At 67.6% G+C, this 22,507-nt stretch carries 21 protein-coding genes; 11 read left to right on the forward strand and 10 right to left on the reverse strand.

Annotated elements, in window-relative coordinates; translation table 11 throughout:
- The first annotated feature begins 68 nt into the window (after nt 1-68).
- Nucleotides 69-719: an HAD-IA family hydrolase gene (locus IM776_RS11250; RefSeq protein WP_194420125.1), complete on the forward strand. Its 651-nt coding sequence runs from the start codon at nt 69-71 to the stop codon at nt 717-719.
- Here IM776_RS11250 and murQ read toward each other — a convergent pair.
- Both murQ and IM776_RS11260 read right to left on the reverse strand, forming a co-directional pair.
- Nucleotides 712-1,674, reverse strand: a complete 963-nt coding sequence (gene murQ, locus IM776_RS11255) for an N-acetylmuramic acid 6-phosphate etherase (RefSeq protein WP_228479733.1) — start codon at nt 1,672-1,674, stop codon at nt 712-714. The two genes, IM776_RS11250 and murQ, sit on opposite strands and share 8 nt — an antisense overlap.
- Complete coding sequence (locus IM776_RS11260) at nt 1,667-2,560, reverse strand: N-acetylglucosamine kinase (RefSeq protein ID WP_194420127.1); 894 nt, start codon at nt 2,558-2,560, stop codon at nt 1,667-1,669. The genes murQ and IM776_RS11260 overlap by 8 nt, the downstream gene beginning before the upstream one ends.
- Before the next feature lie 141 nt (nt 2,561-2,701).
- Between IM776_RS11260 and IM776_RS11265 the strand changes: the two genes are divergently transcribed.
- The 8 genes from IM776_RS11265 to IM776_RS11300 all read left to right on the forward strand — a co-directional run bounded on the left by IM776_RS11265 (nt 2,702) and on the right by IM776_RS11300 (nt 11,979).
- On the forward strand, nt 2,702-3,559 hold the full coding sequence (locus IM776_RS11265) for a MurR/RpiR family transcriptional regulator (RefSeq protein WP_194420128.1): 858 nt from the start codon (nt 2,702-2,704) through the stop codon (nt 3,557-3,559).
- Nucleotides 3,560-3,672: 113 nt separating this feature from the next.
- Complete coding sequence (locus tag IM776_RS11270) at nt 3,673-4,665, forward strand: GNAT family N-acetyltransferase (RefSeq protein ID WP_194420129.1); 993 nt, start codon at nt 3,673-3,675, stop codon at nt 4,663-4,665.
- Nucleotides 4,658-5,350 carry a PIG-L deacetylase family protein gene (locus IM776_RS11275; RefSeq protein ID WP_194420132.1) on the forward strand — a complete coding sequence of 231 codons (693 nt, stop codon included), beginning with the start codon at nt 4,658-4,660 and terminating at the stop codon, nt 5,348-5,350. Before IM776_RS11270 ends, IM776_RS11275 begins: the two co-directional genes overlap by 8 nt.
- Nucleotides 5,351-5,398: 48 nt before the next feature.
- Nucleotides 5,399-6,715: an ABC transporter substrate-binding protein gene (locus tag IM776_RS11280; RefSeq protein WP_194420134.1), complete on the forward strand. Its 1,317-nt coding sequence runs from the start codon at nt 5,399-5,401 to the stop codon at nt 6,713-6,715.
- A gap of 62 nt (nt 6,716-6,777) precedes the next feature.
- Nucleotides 6,778-7,713, forward strand: coding sequence for a carbohydrate ABC transporter permease (locus IM776_RS11285; RefSeq protein ID WP_194420136.1), 936 nt, complete (start codon nt 6,778-6,780; stop codon nt 7,711-7,713).
- Nucleotides 7,710-8,555, forward strand: coding sequence for a carbohydrate ABC transporter permease (locus IM776_RS11290; protein WP_194420138.1), 846 nt, complete (start codon nt 7,710-7,712; stop codon nt 8,553-8,555). Before IM776_RS11285 ends, IM776_RS11290 begins: the two co-directional genes overlap by 4 nt.
- A gap of 93 nt (nt 8,556-8,648) precedes the next feature.
- Complete coding sequence (locus IM776_RS11295) at nt 8,649-10,172, forward strand: ATP-dependent DNA ligase (protein WP_194420140.1); 1,524 nt, start codon at nt 8,649-8,651, stop codon at nt 10,170-10,172.
- Between the two features lie 139 nt (nt 10,173-10,311).
- The gene (locus tag IM776_RS11300; RefSeq protein WP_194420141.1) at nt 10,312-11,979 is read left to right on the forward strand and encodes a thiamine pyrophosphate-binding protein; all 1,668 of its coding nucleotides are present in this window, start codon (nt 10,312-10,314) and stop codon (nt 11,977-11,979) included.
- Between the two features lie 103 nt (nt 11,980-12,082).
- On the opposite strand, the gene IM776_RS11305 is transcribed toward IM776_RS11300, so the two are convergent.
- The 6 genes from IM776_RS11305 to IM776_RS11330 all read right to left on the reverse strand — a co-directional run bounded on the left by IM776_RS11305 (nt 12,083) and on the right by IM776_RS11330 (nt 17,905).
- A complete protein-coding gene (locus tag IM776_RS11305; RefSeq protein WP_194420143.1) occupies nt 12,083-13,816 on the reverse strand; it encodes a Na+/H+ antiporter in 1,734 nt (577 codons plus the stop codon).
- Between the two features lie 104 nt (nt 13,817-13,920).
- The gene (locus IM776_RS11310; RefSeq protein ID WP_194420148.1) at nt 13,921-14,301 is read right to left on the reverse strand and encodes a VOC family protein; all 381 of its coding nucleotides are present in this window, start codon (nt 14,299-14,301) and stop codon (nt 13,921-13,923) included.
- Between the two features lie 80 nt (nt 14,302-14,381).
- On the reverse strand, nt 14,382-15,002 hold the full coding sequence (locus IM776_RS11315; RefSeq protein WP_422730915.1) for a response regulator: 621 nt from the start codon (nt 15,000-15,002) through the stop codon (nt 14,382-14,384).
- Nucleotides 14,999-16,174: a sensor histidine kinase gene (locus tag IM776_RS11320; RefSeq protein ID WP_194420150.1), complete on the reverse strand. Its 1,176-nt coding sequence runs from the start codon at nt 16,172-16,174 to the stop codon at nt 14,999-15,001. The genes IM776_RS11315 and IM776_RS11320 overlap by 4 nt, the downstream gene beginning before the upstream one ends.
- Nucleotides 16,175-16,184: 10 nt before the next feature.
- Nucleotides 16,185-16,946 (reverse strand): ABC transporter permease, encoded by a 762-nt coding sequence (locus tag IM776_RS11325; protein WP_228479734.1) that lies wholly within the window; start codon nt 16,944-16,946, stop codon nt 16,185-16,187.
- 2 nt (nt 16,947-16,948) lie between these two features.
- A complete protein-coding gene (locus tag IM776_RS11330; protein ID WP_194420151.1) occupies nt 16,949-17,905 on the reverse strand; it encodes an ABC transporter ATP-binding protein in 957 nt (318 codons plus the stop codon).
- Nucleotides 17,906-18,036: 131 nt separating this feature from the next.
- Between IM776_RS11330 and IM776_RS11335 the strand changes: the two genes are divergently transcribed.
- On the forward strand, nt 18,037-18,276 hold the full coding sequence (locus IM776_RS11335) for a hypothetical protein (protein ID WP_194420153.1): 240 nt from the start codon (nt 18,037-18,039) through the stop codon (nt 18,274-18,276).
- Nucleotides 18,277-18,294: 18 nt separating this feature from the next.
- Nucleotides 18,295-19,182, forward strand: a complete 888-nt coding sequence (locus IM776_RS11340) for an aminoglycoside phosphotransferase family protein (RefSeq protein WP_194420154.1) — start codon at nt 18,295-18,297, stop codon at nt 19,180-19,182.
- A 353-nt stretch (nt 19,183-19,535) separates the two neighbouring features.
- Here the strand turns inward: IM776_RS11340 and IM776_RS11345 are convergent, their stop codons facing one another.
- Both IM776_RS11345 and IM776_RS11350 read right to left on the reverse strand, forming a co-directional pair.
- The gene (locus tag IM776_RS11345; RefSeq protein WP_194420157.1) at nt 19,536-20,222 is read right to left on the reverse strand and encodes a hypothetical protein; all 687 of its coding nucleotides are present in this window, start codon (nt 20,220-20,222) and stop codon (nt 19,536-19,538) included.
- Nucleotides 20,223-20,569: 347 nt separating this feature from the next.
- Nucleotides 20,570-22,438 carry an FAD-dependent monooxygenase gene (locus tag IM776_RS11350; protein ID WP_194420159.1) on the reverse strand — a complete coding sequence of 623 codons (1,869 nt, stop codon included), beginning with the start codon at nt 22,436-22,438 and terminating at the stop codon, nt 20,570-20,572.
- Between the last annotated feature and the right edge of the window lie 69 nt (nt 22,439-22,507).

The raw sequence follows: 22,507 nt of genomic DNA on the forward strand, positions 1-22,507 counted from the left end.
ATGCCTCCAGCGTACGGGGCGCGGAGGCGTCGGACGAACCATCAGGCCGCCCGGGCTAGCCTGGATCCATGCCGACAGTCATCACCGCCCGCGCCGCGCTCCTCGACATGGACGGCACCCTCGTCGACTCGACCGCCGTCGTCGAGCGCCTCTGGCTGGAATGGGCCGAACCCCACGGTCTCGACCGCGACACCGTGCTGAGAACCGTGCACGGGCGCCAGGGCTGGCAGAGCATGGAGATCCTGCTGCCCGAGCGCGACCGCGCGATCAACCTCGTCGAGAACCAGGAGATGCTCGCCCGCGAGAGCGCCGATACGGACGGTGTGGTGGCGATCGCCGGCGCCGCCGAGCTGCTGCGCGCACTCCGGGGATTCCCGCACTCGATCGTCACCTCGGCGGACGTCGCGCTGATGACCGCCCGGATGGGAGCGGCCGCCCTCACCGTCCCCGAGCTCGCCGTGACGGCCGAGCGCGTGACGAACAGCAAGCCCCATCCGGAGGGCTTCCTGCTCGCGGCATCCACCCTCGGCATCGATCCCGCCGACTGCGTCGTCTTCGAGGACTCCGGTGCCGGCATCCGCGCAGGACTCGACGCCGGAATGAAGGTGATCGGCGTCGGACCCCACGCGCCCGCATTCGGACCCGCGCATCACGTCGACGACCTCACGCAGATCGTGATCGCGCCGGCCGGCGACGGGTTCGAGATCCGGATCAGCTGAGCGCGGTGATCGCCTCGCGCAGGATGCCGTCGGCCTCGGCCAGGGCGCCCCTCGCGCTCTCGACATCCGCACCGGTCGCGAGCGTCAGCAGTGCGAGCTTGACGGAGCCGTCCGCGGCGCGCAGGGCGTCTGACGCCTCGCCGACGCCGACGCCGGCGATCTCGGTCACCGTCCGGATCGACCGGGCGTGCAGCTTCTCGTTCGTTGCCAGCAGATCGACCATCACGCCGCGGTAGGTCTTGCCCAGTTTGATCATCGACAGCGTCGTGAGCATGTTGACCACGAGCTTCTGCGCGGTGCCGGACTTCAGCCGCGTCGAGCCCGAGATGAACTCGGGGCCCGTCACGATCTCGATCGGGATCTCGGCGGCCGCACCGATGTCGGAGCCGCGATTCGAGGCGATCGCGACGGTGAGCGCGCCCATCCCCCGCGCATACCGCAGCGCACCGACGACGTACGGCGTGCGGCCCGATGCGGAGATGCCGACGACGGTGTCGCGTTCGGTGAGTGCGAGCTCGCGCAGCGAGGCCTCCGCAGCATCCGCGTCGTCCTCCGCATTCTCGACGGCCGCGCGGATCGCAGTCTCGCCGCCGGCGATGATCCCGACGACCATCGAGGGATCCGTGCCGAAGGTGGGAGGGCATTCGCTGGCGTCGAGAACGCCGATGCGGCCGGCAGTGCCGGCGCCGATGTAGATGAGCCGGCCGCCGCGACGGAAGCGCTCGGTGATCCCGTCGACGGCCCGCCCGATGTCGTCGGCGCGCTCGGCGACCGCCACGGGAACCAGACGGTCCTCGGCGTTCATGCGCCGGACGAGCTCGACGGTGCCGAGCAGATCGAGATCGCCGCGCTCGGTCGTCGCCGCCTCGGTGTCGAGCTGCGACAGCACGCCGAGCAGCTCGGCGAGGCGGGAGGAGCCATCGGCGGATGTATCAGGCACGGTGTTCTCAGGCACGGTGGACGAACCTTTCGTGAGGCATGTCGGTGCGACGCGCGAGGAGCGCGGCGCCGTCGAGGGCATCGCCGGCGGCGGGCGCTGTCGCGCGCCCGGCGGCGGTCAGAGAGCGTTCCAGCTCGGCGCGGAACCAAGCATGGTCGGTGAGGCCGCCGTGGATCACGACATCGGAGGCGCCGGATGCCGCGACCGCGGTCGCCGTGAGCAGCCGAACCGCCTCGCTGGCCACCCGGGTGGCCACGGCGTCACCCGCAGCGGCGGCATCGAGCACCAAGGGAGCTGCGGTCGCGAGCAGCCGTGCCACGGGGATGTCGCCGGCGAGCCAGCTGATGGCATCCGATGCGGGTGCGATGTGTGCACGAATCGCTTCGGTGAGCATCGTCTGCTCCCCGAGTCCATCGCGGAACCGCAGAGCCGCACGGACGCCCTCTCTGCCGATCCACGAGCCGCTCCCGAGATCGCCGAGGTCCGGCCCCCAGCCGTCGACTAGGCGCACGCCGTCATCGTCGGTTCCGAGGGCCACGGCGCCCGTTCCCGCGATCAACAGCGTTCCACGAGCACCCTCGAGTGCGCCGGCGTGTGCGGTGACTACGTCGGATGCGACGGTGACGCGGGCTCCGGTCTCCTCCGCGAGCCGGTGTGCGAGTTCGAGCGCCGCCTGAGGCGCATTCCAAGCACCCGCGGCGCCGACGCCGAGCTCATCGATCCGACCGGCATCCTGGAGCAACGGCACGATCACCGCCAGCGCCGTGTCCACGCCGGTTGCGGTGGCGAGGCCCGGGGCACCGGCACCTGCGTATGTCTGACGGCCGTCCGGCCCCATCACCGAGAGACGACAACGGGACTTGCCGAGGTCGACGGCGGCGACGGCCACGTGGGGTGACATCTCTTCTCCACTCCGTGATCGGCGACGCGGCGCGGACGCGCTGCGAAAAGAGACTACATGCAAGATAGAGTCGCTGAAAAGAATTTACCATCAAGTGATGCGGCGACCCGACATACTGTATTCCGACCCGAAGGAGCGCGGATGAGCATCCAGTCGACGATCGAGGCAGCAGCCTCGACGCTTCCCCCTTCGCTCGCGCGCATCGCGACCGTAGTGCGGGAGAACCCGTCCACGGTGATCGATCTCACGATCAACGAGCTCGCCGAGAGATGCAGCACATCCGTCGCATCCGTGGTGCGCTTCTGCCGTGCGATCGGATTCAGCGGTTACGCGCCGCTGCGCATGGCGCTCGCCACGGAACTCGGCAAGGAGTCTGCCCAGTTCTCCGCACGAGGAGCCTTCGGTTCAGAGATCTCCGACGACGACACGCTGAGAGCGGCGGTCTCCAAGCTCGCCGCCCTCGAGCTTCTCGCCATCGAGGAGACCGTCGGGAATCTCGACTTCACGGTGCTCGACGCCGCCATCAGCGACATCGACGCGGCCGATCGCATCCTGCTGTACGGCATCGGCGCGAGCCAGTTCATCGCGGAGGACCTCGCCCACAAGCTCCTGCGCGTGGGCCGGAACGCCCATGTGATCACCGATCCCCACGAGGCGATCGCGTCCACCGTGCTGAACACGGGCCGCACCGTTGCCATCGGCTTCTCACACTCCGGAACGACTGTCGAGACCGTCCGATTCCTGAAGACGGCTGGGGCGAGCGGCGCTGCGACCGTCGCCATGACATCGGCTAAGGGATCACCGCTCGCATTGGCTGCCGACCACGCGCTGTTCACCGTCGTGCGCGAATCGACCTTCCGAGCCGGTGCCATGGTCAGCCGCATCGCGCAACTTACGCTCGTGGACTGCCTGTTCGTCGGCGTCGCGAAACGACGCTTCTCAGAGACGATGGACGCGCTGCACCGCACTCGCGAGGCCACCCGCATGCTGCGCGACTGACCTTCCCGGCTCAAGTTCCAGATCGTCATGTTTCCGTGATGTAAATGATCTCCATTTGTGTCGACAGAATTGAACATTGTTGCCATACTGGGCTCATTCCCAGCGAGAGGACGATGACGTTGACGCAGTTCCCGAGCACCGTGACGGTGCGAAGCTTCCGACCGGGTGATGGTGAGGCGGTCGCCGACGCATGGACGCGGTCAGCCCCGCGCGATCCGATCACAGCGAAGCGATTTCGTGACCTGATCCTCCTGGATCGGAACTTCGATTCCGCGGGAATGTTCATCGCAGAGGACCAGGGGGCGGTCGTCGGAGCAGCATACGCCGTCCGGCGCCGCGTCGCCCACGATCGCGACGATCTCGAACCCGCCACCGGATGGATCCCGTTCTTCTTCGTCGTACCAGCACACCGGCGCGCGGGCCTCGGCCGCCATCTTCTGTCCCTGGCCATCACCTGGTTGCGCGAGAACGGCGCGCGCGAGGTCGTCTTCTCGGCCTACACTCCGAACTACTACCTCCCCGGTCTCGACGCTGTGCGCTACCCCGAAGCATCGGCGCTGCTGGCTTCGATCGGCTTCAGCCGCATTGACCGCCCGAGCGCGATGGACATGTCGCTGATCGGCTACGCGATGCCTACAGAGGTGCGTGAGCGCATCAACGCTCTCCGCGCGGCGGGCTGGTACCTGGGCACGCCCGACGACGACGACCTCGTCCCGCTCATCCGCATAGCCGGCGAATCATTCAACTCCGACTGGGCGCGCGCGATCCGCGAAGGAGTCGTCGGCGGCATGCCCACCGAGCGGATCATCATCGCACGAAACCCCAGCGGCGAGGTGCTCGGGTGGGCCATGCACGGCACGTACGAATCGGTCATCGAGCGGTTCGGCCCGTTCGGGGTTCTTCCCGAGAGCCGCGGAACCGGTCTCGGGAAGGCTCTGCTGCATCTCACCCTCGAGCGCATGTCGGCTCTCGGGGCGCACAGCGCATGGTTCCTCTGGGCCGATGAGGGATCGACGGCTTCGGCGCTCTACGCCAAGACCGGTTTCGCCGCCACCCGCACTTTCGACATCCTGCGAGCAGAGATCGGAGAGATCGACAATGTCTAAGACCGTCATCGCGATCGGTGGTCACATCGGCGACATGGAGCTGACCGCCGGCCCCACCCTCGCCAAGGTCGTGCTCGAAGGCGGCCGTGCGATCATCATCGACTGCACCTACGGTGAGCGCGGGCATCCCACGATCACCCCAAGCGTCTACCGCGAACAGAAACTCCACGAGGCGCGGTTCTTCGCCGATGCGATCGGCGCAGAACTCATCACCCTCGACTACTCCGACGGCTTCCTGCCCGACGACGAGGCCGTGGCCGAGCAGATCGCCACCGTGATCCGTGAAGCGAAGCCCGATATCCTCATCACACACTGGCTGCACTCCATGCACCGCGACCACGAGCGCGCCGCACAGGCCGCAGAGCGCGGTGCGTTCTTGGCATCCGTCCCGATCGAGGAGATCGACGCAGAACGCCACTCCGTTCCCACGATTCTCTACGCCGAGAACTGGGAGGACATGGAGGGTTTCGAAGCCGACACGTTCTTCGAGATCCCCGACGAGGCTTACGAGCGCTGGCGAACCGGCATCCAGGAGCACGCCTTCGCACGTGGTGAGACCTACGGCTTCCGCTTCATCGACTACTACTCGGCCCTCATGCAGGTGAAGGGGTGCCTGGTCGGTGCCCAGCGCGCCGCGGCGTTCAAAACCGCAGGAACCGAGAAGTTCGCCCTCGCAGGACCGTGATCCACCGTTCCCTCTGCAACACCCGATAACCCGACAAGAAGGAAAGCCATGAAGAAGACCATCCTCACGGCGACTGGCCTCGGCATCGTCGCCGCTCTGACCCTCTCCGGCTGCGCCGGCAGCTCCGACACCGGATCCGGTGATGACGGCGCGCAGGAGATCACGTTCCTCACACACTGGGGCCCCGACCAGGTCGCGATGCTCGAGGCCGCCGGCGAAGCGTTCACCGCAAAGAACCCGGAGATCACGCTCAAGGTCCAGTCTGTGCCGTTCGGCAACCTGCTCTCGACTCTGCGCACCCAGGGCACCTCGGCGAACGGTCCGACGATCGTCGGCGCGTACGACGCCTGGCTTCCCGAACTCGTGCGCGACGGCCTCGCAGCGCAGGCACCATCCGACGTCGTCGACGACGTCACCGCAAACTGGCCGGAAGGCGTGGTCACGGCGGCCAGCAACGGAGGCGATCTGTACGGCGTGCCGAACGAGATCGACCTGTACGCCCTCAACTACAACACCGCACTGTTTGAGGCCGCCGGTGTCGCCGAACCGCCCGCCGACTGGGATGCGCTCGTCCAGGACGCCGCGAAGCTCACGACCGGCGACCAGCAGGGCATCGGCTTCATCACCGGCTGGAACAGCGGCGCCGTGCACCCGTTCCTGTCGCTCCTCGCCTCGAACGGCGGCACGTTCCTCAACGAGGACGGCACAGCATCGAATCTGACCAGCGACGAGGCGATCGAGACGGCAGAGCTCTACGAGACGCTGGTGAAGGCCGGCTCGACGGACCCATCGAAGTCGACGGCGAACGCGAATACCACGGGGCCGTACCTCGACAACTTTGTCAACTCCAAGACCGGCATGATCATCATGGCCAACTGGTGGGAGAGCTCGCTCAAGGATGCCATGGGAGATTCGTTCTCCGATGTGGCAACGGCGCCGATCCCGGTCGGCCCCAGCGGGACCGAGCCCAGTTCGATCTCGTACTCGTGGATGACGATCGTCAACAGCAAGGCAGACGAGGCGAAGCAGGACGCGGCCTGGAAGTTCCTGAGCTACCTGAACGGTCCGGACTCCGGCGAGAATGGGTCCTCCGCCATGGGAGACATCCTCATCTCGATGGGCATCATGCCCACGCGCAGCTCCGATATCGAGGCGCACGCCGAGACACTCGGGACGCCGTTCCTGTCGACGTACGTCTCGGCGCTCGACGCGGCGACCCCGTTCCCGACGGTGCTCGGTGGTCCCGCCGCGACCGACGCGCTGCAGGTGCAGCTTGAAGCTTTGCTGAACGGTCAGGTCGACGCCAAGACGGCGATGCAGAACGCCGCGCGCGACGTCGACGCCGCCCTGTCGGCAGCCCAGTAACAACGACACTGAGGCGGGGCTCTCTCCGGAGTCCCGCCTCTCCCGTCTGAAAGGCATCACCCGTGACGACCGCTGTGCCCGTGCGCACTCCCCCAGGCGCCACTGCTCCGCCAAAACGCCGTCGACGCAGCAAGACCGCGAAATGGTCGGCGCTGTTCCTGAGCCCTGCCCTGATCGTGATCGGCGTGTTCACGGTCATCCCGATGCTGATGACCGTGTGGATCAGCTTCAACAAGTGGTCGATGTTCACGTCGATCACCGACATGACCTTCGTCGGTCTCGACAACTACTCACGGTTGCTCGGCGACAGCGCCCGCATGCAGGCCATCGCGAACACGGGCGTCTACGTCGCACTGTCGGTGCTGATCACCGTCCCCCTGGCGCTGCTGATCGCCCTTCTGCTGTACTTCCCGAAGCTGAAGGGGAAGGGCCTCGTCCGGACGCTGCTGTTCGCGACGTACGTCATCCCGACCATCGCGATTGTCATCATCTGGGGCAACCTCTACTCGCCCGGGTACGGCCCTCTCAGCGCCATGGTGACGGCGATCGGGCTGACACCTCCCGGGTGGCTGAGCGACCCGCAGTGGGCGCTCGTCTCGCTGGTCATCTTCAACGTCTGGCAGATGCTCGGCTATTACGTCATCCTCCTCATCGCCGGTCTCACTCAGATCAACGAAGAACTCTATGAAGCCGCGCGCATCGACGGCGCAGGACTCATCCGCCAGACGTGGTCGATCACGATCCCGCTTTTGCGCCCATCGCTGGTCTTCGTGGTCCTGATGACTTTCGTCAATTCGATTCAGGTCTTCGATCCGATCTACCTGCTCACGCAGGGTGGACCTGCCAACTCCACCAATGTCGTCGGCTTCGAGATCCAGCGCTCTGCGTTCCAGTACGGCATGGCCGGTGAATCCTCGGCCCTGGCCGTGTCGCTCTTCCTCATGATCGTCGCCGTGGGCGGCGTTCTCGGGATCATCATGAAGGGACGCAGGCGATGAGCGCCGTCTCCACCCCTCGACAGCGCGCTGGACGGGTCGTCCAGTACGCCTTGCTCGCGATCGTCGCGTTGATCCCGCTGTTCCCGCTGTACTGGCTGCTCATCTCGGCGCTGAAGACCCCGGCGGAGTTCTCGCAGATCCCGCCGACGTGGTTCCCGACAGCACCGACCCTTGAGCCGACTGCGACGGCTCTGACGGCCGTGCCGTTCTTCCAGTCGATGCTCAACAGCATCCTCATCGCCGGCGGTGCGACCGTGTCGGTTCTGGTGACGAGCATCCTCGCCGGCTACGTCTTCGCAAAGCACCGGTTCCCGGGGCGCGATCTCCTGTTCTGGGGCATCATCGCGACGATGTTCCTTCCCCCGATCGTCACGATCGTGCCGCTGTATTACCTCGTCTCCAGCATGGGACTGTCGGATACCTACCTCGGCGTGCTGCTGCCGTGGTTGGCGAACGCGTTCGGGATCTTCCTCATGCGGCAGTTCATCCAGGACATCCCCGATGAGTTGATCGAGGCGGCGCGGATGGACGGCGCGGGAGAGTTCCGGATCGTCTGGCAGTTCGTCGTGCCGCTGCTCAAGCCCGCGATCGTCACGCTCGCGGTGTTCATGTTCGTCTACGCGTGGAACAACTTCCTGTGGCCACTGTCGATTCTGAAGTCCGAAGCGCTGTACCCGGTAGTGCTGACACTGAACCGGTTGATGTCGTACACCATGAGTTTCGAGTATCAGAACGTCGTCCTCGCCGGCGCGATCATCGCCTCACTGCCGACGCTGCTCGTGTTCCTCGTCACGCAGCGCGTGTTCGTGGCGGGCATCGCCGCGAGCGGCGTCAAGGGCTGAGGAAACTGATTCGGCGGAAGCGAAGCACCAACGCGCATCATCAGTCGCGACGAGCCCTCCACGAATAACACGGCTCGGTGCGAGAATGACGCGATGAGGCTCTCCGAGGTCGTCACCGCGTCTCAGCTCGTCGGGTCGACGTCAGCGCGACTCGGCAAGATCGCCGCGCTCGCCGATCTGCTGACGCGGGCAGACCCCGAGGAGCTCGTCCCGCTGACCGGGCTGCTCCTGGCCTCTCCGCGACAGGGACGGCTCGGCGTGGGCTGGCGCGGCATCGCCGCCTTGGACGTCACGCACGCGGATGCCGCGACGCTCAGCATCGCCGATGTGGACGAGGCGCTGAGCGCGATCGCCGCGGCATCCGGATCCGGCTCGCACTCCGCGCGCAACGGCCTTCTGACGGCCCTCGCTTCTGCGGCGACCTCCGACGAGTGGCACTTCCTCGCGGGCGCCATGCTCGGCGAGCTGCGCACAGGCGCTCTCTCCGGCGTGCTGCTCGATTCGATCGCGCGTGCGAGCGAGCGCACCCCGGCCGCCGTGCGACGGGCGGCGATGCTCTCGGGCGACCTGGGCGAGACGGCCGTGCTGGCACTGACCGGCACGGCGGAGCAGCTGGATGAGGTCGGCTTGGTGGTGGGCCGCCCGGTGATGCCGATGCTCGCGGCGACCGCGCCCTCTCCCACGGCTGCGCTCGAGCTGACCGGAGAGGCATCCGTGGAGTACAAGCTCGACGGGGCGCGCATCCAGGTGCACCGGCGCGGCGATTCGGTCTCGGTGTACACGCGCAGCCTGGCCGACATCACCCACCGCGTCCCGGAGATCGTCGAGATCGTCGGCGCGCTTCCCGGCGGCGATCTGATCCTCGACGGCGAGACGCTGTCGCTCGATGAGGATGGCGGTCCGCGGCCGTTCCAGGAGACGATGTCGCGCTTCGGCGCCGACGTCTCGCGCGAACTCGTGCTGCGCCCGTGGTTCTTCGACGTCCTGCACGCCGACGGACGCGACCTGATCGACGAGCCGCTCTCGGTGCGGTCGGCCGAGCTTCAGCGCATCGTGGGCGACTGGCGCGTCCCCGGCATCCGCACCGGCGACGCGGAAGAGGCCGAGCGGTTCTCCCGCGAGGCGCTGGATGCCGGGCACGAGGGCGTCATGGTCAAATCGATCGATGCGCCGTACACCGCCGGGCGTCGCGGGAAGTCATGGGTCAAGGTGAAGCCGGTCTACACGTACGACCTCGTCGTGCTCGCGGCGGAATGGGGGTCCGGACGCCGCCGCGGGCAGCTCTCCAACCTGCACCTCGGAGCGCGCGATCCCGACGGCGAGTTCGGCGAACCCGGTGGTTACGTCATGGTCGGCAAGACGTTCAAGGGCCTCACCGATGAGGTCCTGCGCTGGCAGACGCAGACGTTCCCCGAGCTGGAGACGCACCGCACGGCGGCGGCGGTGTTCCTGCGACCGGTGGTGGTCGTGGAGATCGCCATCGACGGCGTCCAGCGCTCCCCGCGATACCCCGGCGGCGTCGCTCTGCGCTTCGCGCGGGTCAAGCGCTACCGCGAGGACAAGACGCCGGCCGAGGCCGACACGATCCAGACGCTCCGGGCTCTGGTGCGCGGCTGATCGCCTCGCCGCCAGGGTTAGAATCGACGTGTCCGGCACTGCCGGTGCTCGAAAAAAGGGCACGAAGCCTCCGACGCGCAGACGCGTCGAGCGAGACACATACGGAATCCGCAACCGTACCGTCTCGAAAGGCTCTGCCATGCCCTCCGTCTCCGCGCACGTCGCCATCACCCTCGCCCAGCACATCGACCACGTGTTCGGGGTGATGGGCAACGGGAACGCCTACTTCCTCGACGCCCTCGAACGCGAGACGTCTGCGGAGTTCACCGCCGTCCGCCACGAGCAGGGCGCCGTGGTCGCGGCCGATGCGCACCATCGCGCTTCGGGGCGCATCGCCGCGGGCACCGCCACGTACGGCGCCGGATTCACGAACACGCTGACCGCGCTGGCGGAGTCGGTGCAGGCGCGAATCCCCCTGGTGCTCGTCGTGGGAGATGAGCCGACCTCGGGACCGCGACCCTGGGACGTCGACCAGATCGCGCTGGCGTCGGCGGTCGGCGCCCGCACGTACACGGTCGGGCGCACGGATGCTGCGGCCACCACCATCATCGCGATCGAACACGCCCTCACCTACCGCGTCCCCGTCGTGCTGGCCATTCCGTATGACGTCGCCGCAATCGATGCCGGCCCTGTGCCCGCTGCCCCCTCCCCCCGCGTGCCGGCTGCGCTCGCGCCGAAGGGCGAGTTCGCCGAAGGGATGCTCGACGACATCGCCGCCGCGCTGCGTGACGCAGAGCGGCCGTTCCTGCTCGCCGGACGCGGAGCCTGGCTCGCCGGTGCCGGTGCGGCGCTCGGGGCTCTGGCCGATGCGACCGGTGCGCTCACGGCATCCACCGCCCTCGGGCGAGGCGTCTTCCCAGCCGCCGAGTACGACCTCGGCGCGACCGGCGGATTCGGCGCCGAGGGGGCCATGGAGCTCGTGCGGGATGCCGACGTCGCCGTCGTGTTCGGCGCCTCGCTGAACCAGTTCACGATGCGTTTCGGCGAGCTGTTCGCGCCCGGCACGCGGGTGTTCCAGGTCGACGTCGCGCCGGCCGCGACCCACGCGCACGTCGGCGGGTACGTGCGCGGTGACGCGCGTGTGGTGGCGGAGGCGCTGGTGGAGCGGCTCCAGTCGTCGTCCGCCGCCGCCGGGAACAACGCGCGGAGACCGTGGCGGGAAACCGTCGACGTCGCCGCCGCGCGCGCGTACGACGGCGGCGACGAACTCGCCCCGGACGGCCGCCTCGACCCGCGCTCAGCGGCACGCCGCATCGCTGAGCTCCTGCCCGAGGACCGCGTCGTCGTCTCGGACGGCGGGCACTTCATCGGATGGGCGAACATGTACTGGCCCGTGGCATCCCCCGATCGCATGATGATGATCGGCACCGCTTTCCAGGCGATCGGTCAGGGCTGGCCGAGCGTGGTCGGGGCGGCCCGCGCGCGGCCCGAGTCGACGATCGTGCTGACGAGCGGCGACGGCGGCGGGCTGATGGCGATCGCCGATCTCGAATCCGCTGTTCGCGCTGCGGCAGGGCGTGGGTGCGCGGTCGTCTGGAACGACGCCGCCTACGGCGCCGAGGTCCACCTGTACGGCCTCAAGGGGCTCGCCGAGGATCCGATGCGCATACCCGAGGTCGACTTCGCGGCGTTCGCCGCCGCAGTCGACGCAGAAGGCGTGGTGGTGCGCACGCTCGAGGATCTCGATCGGCTTCGCACCTGGTCAGCGCAGCCCGTCGCCGAGCGGGCGTTCCTGCTGCTCGACCTGCGCATCTCCCCCGCCGTCATCGCTCCCTATCAGCGGGAGATCATCCGCGTGAACAGCTGACGCGCGGCTCGAGTGCCTACGCTGCGGAATGCTGTATGCCTTCGGGCGGTTCTGATCGCTCACAACCGACGCAAAGCATCTCGCATCTGCAACAGCTGACGCCTCAGTCGAGCTGCTCGATACCCTGCACGCGAACCTGCTCGAGGTCGAGGTTCGCCGAGATGCGACGCACGACGAGGTCGTCGACGGTTCCCGAACGCCGCAGACCGAGCAGCACCTCGCGCTTGTGCTCGAGCATCGCGAGCTTGAGCCGCGAGAACTCCTCATGCCGGATGATCGGTGAGCGCTGCGCGAGATCGACGTCGGCCGAGGTCGCGACCATCTGCAGCGTGGCTCCCTCAGATAGGCCGGTTGTGGGGCTCATCTCCGCCGAACCGTCCACGAGCGGGTCGGGCGAATCGAGCAGACCCTCCATCTCGCCCACCTCGGCGTCGATCAGCGCGCGTTCCCTGGCCAGCGCCCTGGCGTTCGCGAGCTCGAGCATCTCGTAGCCCTCGCGTCGTGCGCGATCGCGCACCTCGTCGCTGATCCCATGTTCGGCTGCCAGCGCGTCGAGCGCAGCCATCGCCGCCCCGGTGATCGCCCGTTCGGCCAGCTCGAACTCCTCATCCTCGCCGTTGTCGACCGGGAACCGCGCCCAGCGCGCGACGACGGGCAGCAGCGGTCCCTGCACGAGCAGGCTGAGCAGGATCACACCTGCGGTGACGAAGATGATGTCGTCGCGGCCGTCGAGGCGTGCGCCGTCAGGGGTCGCCAGCGGCACCGAGAGCGCGATGGCGAGCGACACGGCTCCGCGCATGCCGGCCACCGTGCTGACGATCTGCATCCGCGTGCGCAGACCGCGCGGATGCGCAGCCCCTGCTCCGAATCGCTGGAACGGCACCGCCAGCAGCTGGAACAAGAAGCGCACGACGAGCAGTGTCACCCAGACCGCGATGGTCGCGAGCGTGAGCCATCCGATCATGCGCAGCGAGGTCTGGTGCACCACCCACTGCACCTCGAGTCCGATGAGCACGAACAGCGCGCCGTTGAGCAGGAACACCCCGAACGGCCACACCGCCTCGGACTGCCGGCGCGAGGCGGCCGTGGTGATCCGCGGGCCGAGGTAGGCGGCGATGAGCCCGGCGACGACGACGGCCAGTACGCCGGATGCGTGGATCATCTCGGCGACCAGGAACGCCGTGAACGGCACGAGCAGCATCGTCACGTTGATCGCGATCGTGCTCCGCACCCGGCGCAGCAGCAGCCATGCGGCCGCTGCCACGACGACGCCGACCGCGATGCCCCCGAGGTACGAGACGATGACCGTCCAGGTGACCATCAGCGGGGTGACCTGACCGCCCACGGCGAGCGAGACGGCGATCGCGTACAGCACGAGTGCCGTGCCGTCGTTCGTGAGGCTCTCCGCCTTCAGCTTCATGAAGCTGCGTCGCGGCAGCAGACGGCCGAGGGCTGCGACCGCAGTGGCATCCGGCGGCGCGACGGCGGCGCCGAGGATCAGGGCGATCTCCCACGGCATCCCGAACAGCACCGCCACCGCGGCCACCGCGAACGCCGACGCGACCACGAGCAGCGTGCTCATCGGCAGGATGTAGCGGAAGTCGCGCCGGATCGAGCGCAGCGACGTCGTCAGGCTCTCCCAGAACAGCATCACCGGCAGGAACAGCAGCAGCACCGTCTCGGGCGGCAGTTGCACCTCGCGCAGCGACGGCACGAATCCCAGGAGCAGACCGAAGACGACGAGCACCAGCGGCAGCGCGAGGCGCACCCTTGGCGCCAGCATCGTTCCCACCAGGATCGTCAGCCCCAGAAGAACCGTGATCTCCAGACCTTCCATGCACGCACCCATCTGCCGTCGCGGACGGGCGCGACGTGCTCAGGGCACAGCACCCGTCAGGGAAACGGTATTCCCGACGCGCCGCGCATGAAAGACGATGCGGGTCAGCCGGCGGCGCTGTAGTCCGGCAGCTGCTGGAGCGTCCAGGTGTTGCCGTCGGGGTCGTCGAACGTGACGAACCGGCCCCAGTCCTGCTCGTCGACGCCGTTCGCGTCGACCCCCGCGTCCCGCAACTGCGCCAACGCCGCATCCGCGTCGGGCACGACGACCTGGATCGAGTCCTGCTGCCCCGGTTCGAGACCCCCGCCGATGCCCGTTCCGAACGCGATCGAGCACGCTGAACCTGGCGGGGTCATCTGCACGAACCGCAGCCCCTCATAGGGCACGTGATCGTGGTCGGCGTTGAAGCCGATCTTCACGTAGAAGTCCTTCGCCCGGTCGACATCCGTGACCGGCACGAAGATGAGTTCGATCTTCCAGTCCATCGTGCACTCCTCCTGGCGAGCGTCGGCGCCCGACCACGATCAAAGCTACGCGCGGGGTCCGACATTCCGCAGAGAACTGCTCAGATCCAGCCCTTGTCCTGGGCGATCCGCACCGCCTGCGCCCTGTTCGAAGCTCCCACCTTGCCGATCGCGGCGGACAGGTTGTTGCGCACCGTGCCGGCAGAGAGGAACACCTCCGAGGCGATCGCGGCGGCGCTGCGCCCGTCTGCTGCGAGCCGCAGCACCTGCCGCTCGCGCTCGCTGAGCGGATTCGCGCCCTCGAACAGGCTCGCCTCGGCGAGAGCGGGATCCACGACTCTGAGCCCCGCGTGCACTCGCCGCACGGCGTCGGCGAGCTGCTCCGCCGGAGCATCCTTCACGACGAAGCCGCTGGCGCCGGCATCCAGAGCGGCCCGCAGATAACCGGGTCGCGCGAACGTCGTCACGATGAGCACGCGTGTTCCGGTGCTCGCTGCGCGCACGGCCTGCGTCGCGGCGATGCCGTCCGTGCCGGGCATCTGGATGTCCATCAGGCACACGTCCGGGGCGCTCTCCGTGACGACCCGCACGGCCTCGTCACCGTCGCCGGCGACGCCGACCACCGACAGGTCGTCCTCGAGTTCCAGCAGGGCCGCTATCGCGCCCCGGAGCATCGCCTGATCATCGACGATGACGAGGCGGATCTGCGCGGCATCCGTCACCACGTCACCTCCACGCTCGTGCCGCCGTCATCGCCAGCGACGACGGTCAGCGTCGCGCCGCCCGTCGTCGCCCGCTCGCGCATGCCGCGCACACCGTTGCCCTCGGAGCCGGTGAAGCCGCGTCCGTCATCGGTGACCGTGAACGTTCCCGGCGCGATGCGCACGGTGACGGTGCGAGCGCGGGCGTGCCGGAGCACGTTGGTGGTCGCCTCGCGGAGGATCCAGCTGGCCGCCAGCGACTGCGCGGGAGAGAGCGCCGCGGCATCCCCTTCGACATGCATGGTCACGTCAGCCGCCTGCAGCGCATCGCGACACGACGCCAGCTGCTCGAGAAGGGCGGCGCTGCGCACCCCCGCCACCGTCGCCCGCACGCCTGCGATCGCTTCGGTGGTGAGCGATTCGATGTCGGCGAGCTCGGCCTTCGCACGTTCCGGGTCGCTGTCGATCAGCCGCCGTACGAGCTGCGCCTTCAGGCTCACCACCGTCAGCGAGTGCCCGACCAGGTCGTGCACGTCGCGCGCGACGGCCTCTCGTCCTTCACTCGTGGCGAGTTCCAGACCCAGCTTCTCGGCCTCGGCCGAGCGGATGATGAGACTTGTCGAGACGGTATTGACCACAGCGAGCATCCCGACGATCGCCAGCACCGACAGGTAGGCCGCGCCGGCGGGCGTGAGAAACACGACGGCCGCCGTGATCGCGATGCTCGCCACCATGGTGAGCCAGTGCGCGGGGCGGGTGAGCCCGTACGACGCGAACGACATGATGAACGGCAGGAAGGTCAGGGCGTTGCCTCCCACCCCGGGAATGGTCAGCGCGGCGCACACGATCAGCCCGCCGAACGCCATCCACTGAATCGGTTTCGGCGGCGAGGTGAGGCCGCCGCCGCCGAAGCTCATGCCGTTCATGAATCCCGCGACGTAGACCACGACGAACACGACGAGGGCAGTCCAGCCGGTGACGATCCACCCCTGGGGAGCTTCGGATCGCATCAGCGCCATGACCGGGTACGCGAGGAACACCAGCCAGATCACGGCCATCAGCCAGCCGTACCGCTCCCAGGGCGACCCCGCTCCGCGGCGGCGACTCCGCCGAGTGCCGGGTGCCGCCCACGCAGCGGGAGCGGCACCGGCCGCAGAGGCCGCCGCCGCATCCCGCGTCGTGTCATCCGTCATGCTGTCGACTTTATCGACGAGATCGCGAGCGCTTCACGCCGGCCGCGACGAGGATGCCGAACACGATCAGCCACGCCAGGATGTTCAGGGCGATCATCCACAGCGAGTCGGTCTGCCCGGTCGTCAGCACGCCGTCGGTGAGCGGCCACCTGCTCAGCGACACGAACCCGTACAGCGGCGTGAAGCGGGCGATGTCGAGCATGACTCCGTCAAGCGGCATGAAGACGTTTCCGAAGAAGGCGAAGAAGGTCATCGAGATGGATGCCAGGGCAGCTGCCGTGTCGGAGTTGAAGAACAGTCCGACACCGAGTCCGTACAGGCCGTAGATGAGGCCCACGCCGAGGATTATCCCCGCCGAGGCCCACCAGCGCCAGGCATCCGTCGCCTCGGCTCCGGTCAGGAAGCCGGCGGCGAAGACCGCGAACATCGCGAGGGCGGCAAACGCGACCGCGGTGAGCAGCTTCGTCACGGCGTATCCGGCCGTGCCCAGCGGCGTCATCGCGAGCTGCCGCCCCCAGCCCTGTTTCGCCTCTGTCGCCGCGAGCGAGGTGATCGAGCTCATGGCGACGGCGGTGCCGTAGGCGGCCATCGACACCATGACGTAGTACTTGACGTTGCCGTGCCCCGCAGAGATGTCGCCGTACCCCATGCTCGCGCCGAACAGCAGGTACATCGCCACCGGCATCCCGAGGGTGAAAGCCAGCGTGTAGGGGTTGCGGATCTGGCGCATCGCCTCGACGCGCATCATCGTGGGTGAGATCGACATGCTCATGATCAGTTCTCCGTCAGGGCCGTGAAGGCGGTTTCGAGGGTGGGCGCCGCGATCTCCAGATCGTGGGCGCCGGCGTTCAGAAGAGCGGATGCCGCGGCATCCGAATCGAGGGCGCGCAGGCTCACGCGCTCGGCATCCACTCGCACGTCGCTGACGCCTTCGATCTCCGTCAGCTGGCGTACGAGCGCCTCTCCGCCCGCGGCGGGAAGGTTCGCCGCGATGGTGCGCCCGCCGAGGTTCGCGCGCAGCTGCGCGGTCGGCGCATCAGCCACGATGACGCCCCGGTGCATCACGACCGTGCGCCGGGCGAACTGCTCAGCCTCTTCGAGGTAGTGGGTGGCGAAGATGATGGTGCGTCCGGCATCCGCATCGGCGCGCATGACGTTCCAGAAGTGGCGACGGGCGTTCACGTCCATGCCCGCGGTCGGCTCGTCGAGCACGAGGATGTCGGGATCAGCGACGAGGGCGAGCGCGAACTTGACCCGCTGCTGCTCGCCGCCCGAACACTTCGCGATGCGGCGGCGGGCGAGCGCCGTCAAGTCTGTGGCGGCGAGCACGTCGGGTACGCGCGCGAGCGCCTCGCGTCCGTGCAGGGAGGCGATCACCTCTACGGTCTCGCGTACGCTGAGGTCCGAGAGCAGCCCGCCGGTCTGCAGCACCGCGGCGATGACTCCGGCCTTGGCGGCCTTGGCCGGCTTCTCGCCGAAGACCGAGACGGTGCCGTCGCTGGGATCGGTGAGCCCGAGCAGCATGTCGAGTGTGGTCGTCTTTCCGGCGCCGTTCGGGCCGAGGAACGCGACGACCTCGCCGCGGCGGATGCTGAGATCCAGCCCGTCGACGGCCTTCACGGTTCGCTCGCCCGAGCCGAAATGCCGGTACAGCCCCTCGATCGAGACGGCGGTGTCGGATGCCGCGCCGGTGGTTTTCGTGGGACGAAGTGTGTCCGCTGCTGTGCTCATGCTTCCAGCCTGGCCGTCCGCCGCTTCAGAATCCGGAGTCCGGTGTCACCTGGTTCGCATGACACGTGTCACGCCGCCGAGTAGAGCTCAAGGCCTTGCACCCTCGAGGGACCGGTGGAATCGTTGAGCCGATGAACGCACGAACACGAAGCACCGCTTACTACTGGTGGGCGCTCGGAATCGTGGGAACGTTCGCCCTGACGCTCGTGGTTCTTCTTATGGTCGGGGTCCTGGAACCCGGCGTGTGGTGGACGGCCGCGGCCATGATCCTGCTCGCTGCATCGAATGCCGTCACGATCCGGACGATCTCACGAAACAACCGTCGCCCGATCACTCCGGCAGCTCCGGCCTCACCGCCCCGCGCCGAGTAGGTCGACCACTCGATGCGGATGAGTGCGCCCTTTCCCAGCCGCGTCGCGATCAACGAGACGTTGGTCCAGAATCTCGTGCGAGAGCAGTTCCCGCAGTGGTCATCTCTGCCTGTACGTGCAGTCGCTGAAGGAGGAAACGATCACCGTGTGTTTCGCATGGGGGAAGCTCTGATCGTTCGTGTTCCAGCAGGTGTCGACTACATCCCGCAGGTCAGAAAGGAGCAGGAGTGGTTGCCGAAGCTAGCGCCTCAGGTGCCGCAGCCGATCCCGAGCGTCGTCGGTTGCGGGCGACCGAGCGAACTTCTTCCGGCACCGTGGTCGATATACAAGTGGATCGAGGGCCGTCGGCCAGACCCTGCCCGCCTGAGCGGTGACGTCCATGCAGCCATCGACCTCGCAGTCTTCCTGGCGTCGTTGCGCCGAGCGGACGCCACGGATGGCCCGGCGCCGGGGCTGCACAGCGCCTATCGCGGTGCGCCTGTCACTCAATGGGACGACCAGGTGCGCAGTCGATTCCCTTTGCTCGACGCACGGGAACGAGACCGTGCCGCCGCACTCTGGCGCATCGCAACGTCGACGTCCGATGATGAAGCGCCCGTGTGGCTGCACGGCGACGTCGCGATCAACAACTTGCTCGTTGACCACCAGGGGTCGCTTTCGGCCATCATCGACTTCGGATGCTCCGCCGTCGGCGACCCTTCCTGTGACACCGTCATCTACTGGACCCAGTTCCGAGGACCAGCCCAGCGCGCTTTCCGATCCACCCTCGAACTCGACGATGCAACGTGGGCGCGCGGCGCGGGATGGGCGCTTTGGAAGAGCCTCATAATGCTGACGAACACAGCACCCGGCCAATCAGCCTTCGCTCGTCGCGTGCTGAACGAAGTACTGGAGCTGGATCAGTGACGGAACTGCGCCCCGTTTCGTCGGACGCCTCTGAATCTGCGCGGCTTCTCCGACCCGACAAGCCCTACGATCATCGTCATGAGCCGGACCGAAACACGGAACGATGCACGGCCAGCACCGGGCACGCGGCTGCGCGGCTACTCCGGACTGAATCGGGTGCGATGCATTTAGCGCCAGCGACTGCCGGAAACGGTCTCGCGCGTGGGTCCGAGTCTTGGCGACGATCGCGTGCATACTCGGCGGCGTGGTGCTCATGCCCGTGGCGCTATGGAAAGCGATGAGCTCTGGTTGCGGCTCGGAGCAGCGTGGGGATCGTCGGCGCGCTCTTTCGTCAGGAGGACGAGTGTCCGGTGCTAGCTCAGTTCTCCCGATATGCCGCGGCAGATACCGTTCGCGGCGGCGAGTTCAGCGTCGATGATCGCGCCGTTCTCAGTGACAGTGATCAGGGACGGGTTTTCCGGGATTGCATACGAGTCGGCGCGGACTGCATAGTCACGCGAGGCCTCGGCATCGTCGTCCTCGAAGTACGCGTGCCACGCCGCGTCGAGCAGGATGCAGCGATAGACACCACTTGCGTTGTCAGCCTGAGCCAACTGCTCGCTGCCGACGTGAGGCAGTTCGTCCCAGCTCGGCCACGTGTACCCCTGTGGCAACGCCTCTGGCCAGGACGCAATCTCGTTCTCGTACTCGATCTGCTCTTCGCTCACGGAGGGGGTGGCCGTCGCCGTCGGTGCCGTCGTTTCGGTCGTCGCTTCCGCGCTCGGAACGACACTCACGGGTGTTTCTTCTGTCTCGGGCATCGCCGAGGCAGTGCACCCGGAGAACGCCGCACCGGCGATGGTAACGGCGACCAGGATCGCCGTGATCTTGGCTACATTGCGCACAACTGGAAGCTTGGCACAAGCGACGATGGCAAGGAGCGGATAGAGCGCACCTTCCCCCAAGGAGGTGACAACATTCGGTGGTTGACGAGTTGACGATCGAGAAGACGCTGTGCAACTGGTGCGTGAGACAAGCGCCACATTGACGCCAGCTGCCATCCACAAATTCCGTTTCTTCCAGCACCCGGACCCTCGCAAGATCACCCCGGCACGACACGCCATGACATCATCCGCCGAAAACCCGTGCCGGAACTCTATTCGCCGACGGTGGCGCGCCAGTCGTCCGTGTCGAAGTTGGTCGGGTTCATCTCTGAACTGCGGGTACGGCGGCTTTGAGAGCGGCGAGCGCTTCGGCCACGCGCCCCGCATTGGCGACTGGGATGTTGCCGAGCACCCGCGACGCGAGGCCCTACCACTCCCTCTTCTCCTGCAGCCCCATGCGGTCCTGACGGAAAGCGGTCTGCACGTTGAGAAGAATCGTCGTGACGTCGCCAATCACCCCGCGATCAGGCGGGGAGGAACACCCCCTGCAGGAACGCATCGAGCTCCCCGACAGCATCCAGCGGCAGAATCGCGGCGACGTACTGGTCCGGTCGCACGACCACGACCACGCCGTCGCGCGAGAGCTCGCGCTCGGCGAAGATGTCGGTGCTGCACCACGCGTTCGGCGTCGCCGAATAGACCTTCTCCCAGTCCGTGAGACCGAGCGGGCCGGTGCGCGGGGCGAAGAGCGAGGGCGCCGACAGCACGTCGAGTTCCTCGAACGCCTCCTGGTAGATGACCTTCGCATCGATGACGGCATCCACGTCGGCATCCGCGGATGTCACGCGGGCGATCAGCGGCGCGACAGCGGCCGCCCACTCGCGCAGGCGCGCACCACCCGCGTCCGCGAACGCGTACACACGCCAGCGACCATCCGCCTTCGCGTGATGACCGAGGTGCGCGACGTTGCCATCGCAGACGCGCACGACCTCGGCCGACTTGAAGCGCCGCCCGATCGGGAAGCCGACCGCAAGCGCCTGGTGCTCCGAACCACCCGTGATCGCCGACGCCGTGTATTGCGTCATGAATCCGGACGGGAACTCGGCCGTGGCGAGGTAGTAGTTCGACAGCTCCTGCGGGTCGGAGATCTCCTCGGGCTTCCGGGCCATGAGCGAAGACCATTCCCGGTCGAAGTCGATGAGCTGCTGCGCGACCGGCTGCCGTTCGGCGGAGTACGTGGCCAGCAGCGATTCCGGGCTGCGCCCGGTCAGTACGGCACCGAGCTTCCAGCCGAGGTTGAATCCGTCCTGCATCGACACGTTCATGCCCTGGCCGGCCTTCGCGCTGTGCGTGTGGCACGCGTCTCCGGTCAGGAACACGCGCGGGGTGCGCTCCGAGGAGCCCGAGACGTCATCGAACCCGTCGGTGACCCGGTGGCCGACCTCGTACACGCTGTGCCAGGCGATCTCCTTCACATCGAGCGTGTGTGGATGCAGGATCTCGTTGGCCTTCTCGATGACCTTCTCGATCGGCGTCTGCCGCACCCGGTGGTTGTCGTCCGCCGCGACTTCCCCCAGATCGACGTACACCCGGCTGAGGTACCCGCCCTCGCGCGGGATGTGCAGGATGTTCCCCGCCTTCGCGTTGATCGCGCACTTGGTGCGCCAGTCGGGGAAGTCGGTGTTCACCATGATGTCCATGACGCCCCACGCGTGCGCCGAGAAGGCCCCGACGTGCTGGCGCCCGATCGCCTCGCGCACACCGCTGCGCGCGCCGTCGCAGCCGACGACGTACTTGGCGTGGATCGTGCGCTCCTCGCCCTCGCGCTCCCCCGCCGTGTAGCGGACCCGCACCTCGACGGGGTACTCACGCTCGGGGTGGGTGGTGAGCCCCAAGAACTCCACGCCGTAGTCGGGCACGATGCGGCCGGGGCCGTCGGCCGCGGCCTCGGCGAAGTAGTCCAGCACGCGAGCCTGGTTCACGATCAGGTGCGGGAACTCGCTGATCTTCAGTCCGTAGTCCTCGGTGCGCGTGGTGCGGACGATGTTCTCGGGGTTCCCGGGATCGGGGCCCCAGAAGTTCATGTAGGCGATGTTGTACGCCTCGGCCGTGATGCGCTCGGCGAACCCGAAAGCCTGGAACGTCTCGACGCTGCGCGGCTGGATGCCGTCGGCCTGGCCGAGCACGAGACGCCCGTCCCGACGCTCGATGATCCGTGTGGTGATGCTCGGGAACTGAGACATCTGCGCGGCCAGCAGCATGCCTGCGGGACCGGAGCCCACGATGAGCACATCCATCTCGTCGGGCAGATCGGCCGGGCGATCGATGCCGGTGCCCGCCGCCGCGACGATGCGCGGATCCTGCGAGACGTAGCCGTGGTGATGGAACTGCATCGGAACTCCTTCTTCGTTTCCCGGGGGTGTTCGTTCAGTCGGGGGCGGATGCCGTGGCATCCGCCCCCG

This window comes from Microbacterium abyssi, from assembly GCF_015277895.1.
Taxonomy (GTDB): Bacteria; Actinomycetota; Actinomycetes; order Actinomycetales; family Microbacteriaceae; genus Microbacterium; species Microbacterium abyssi.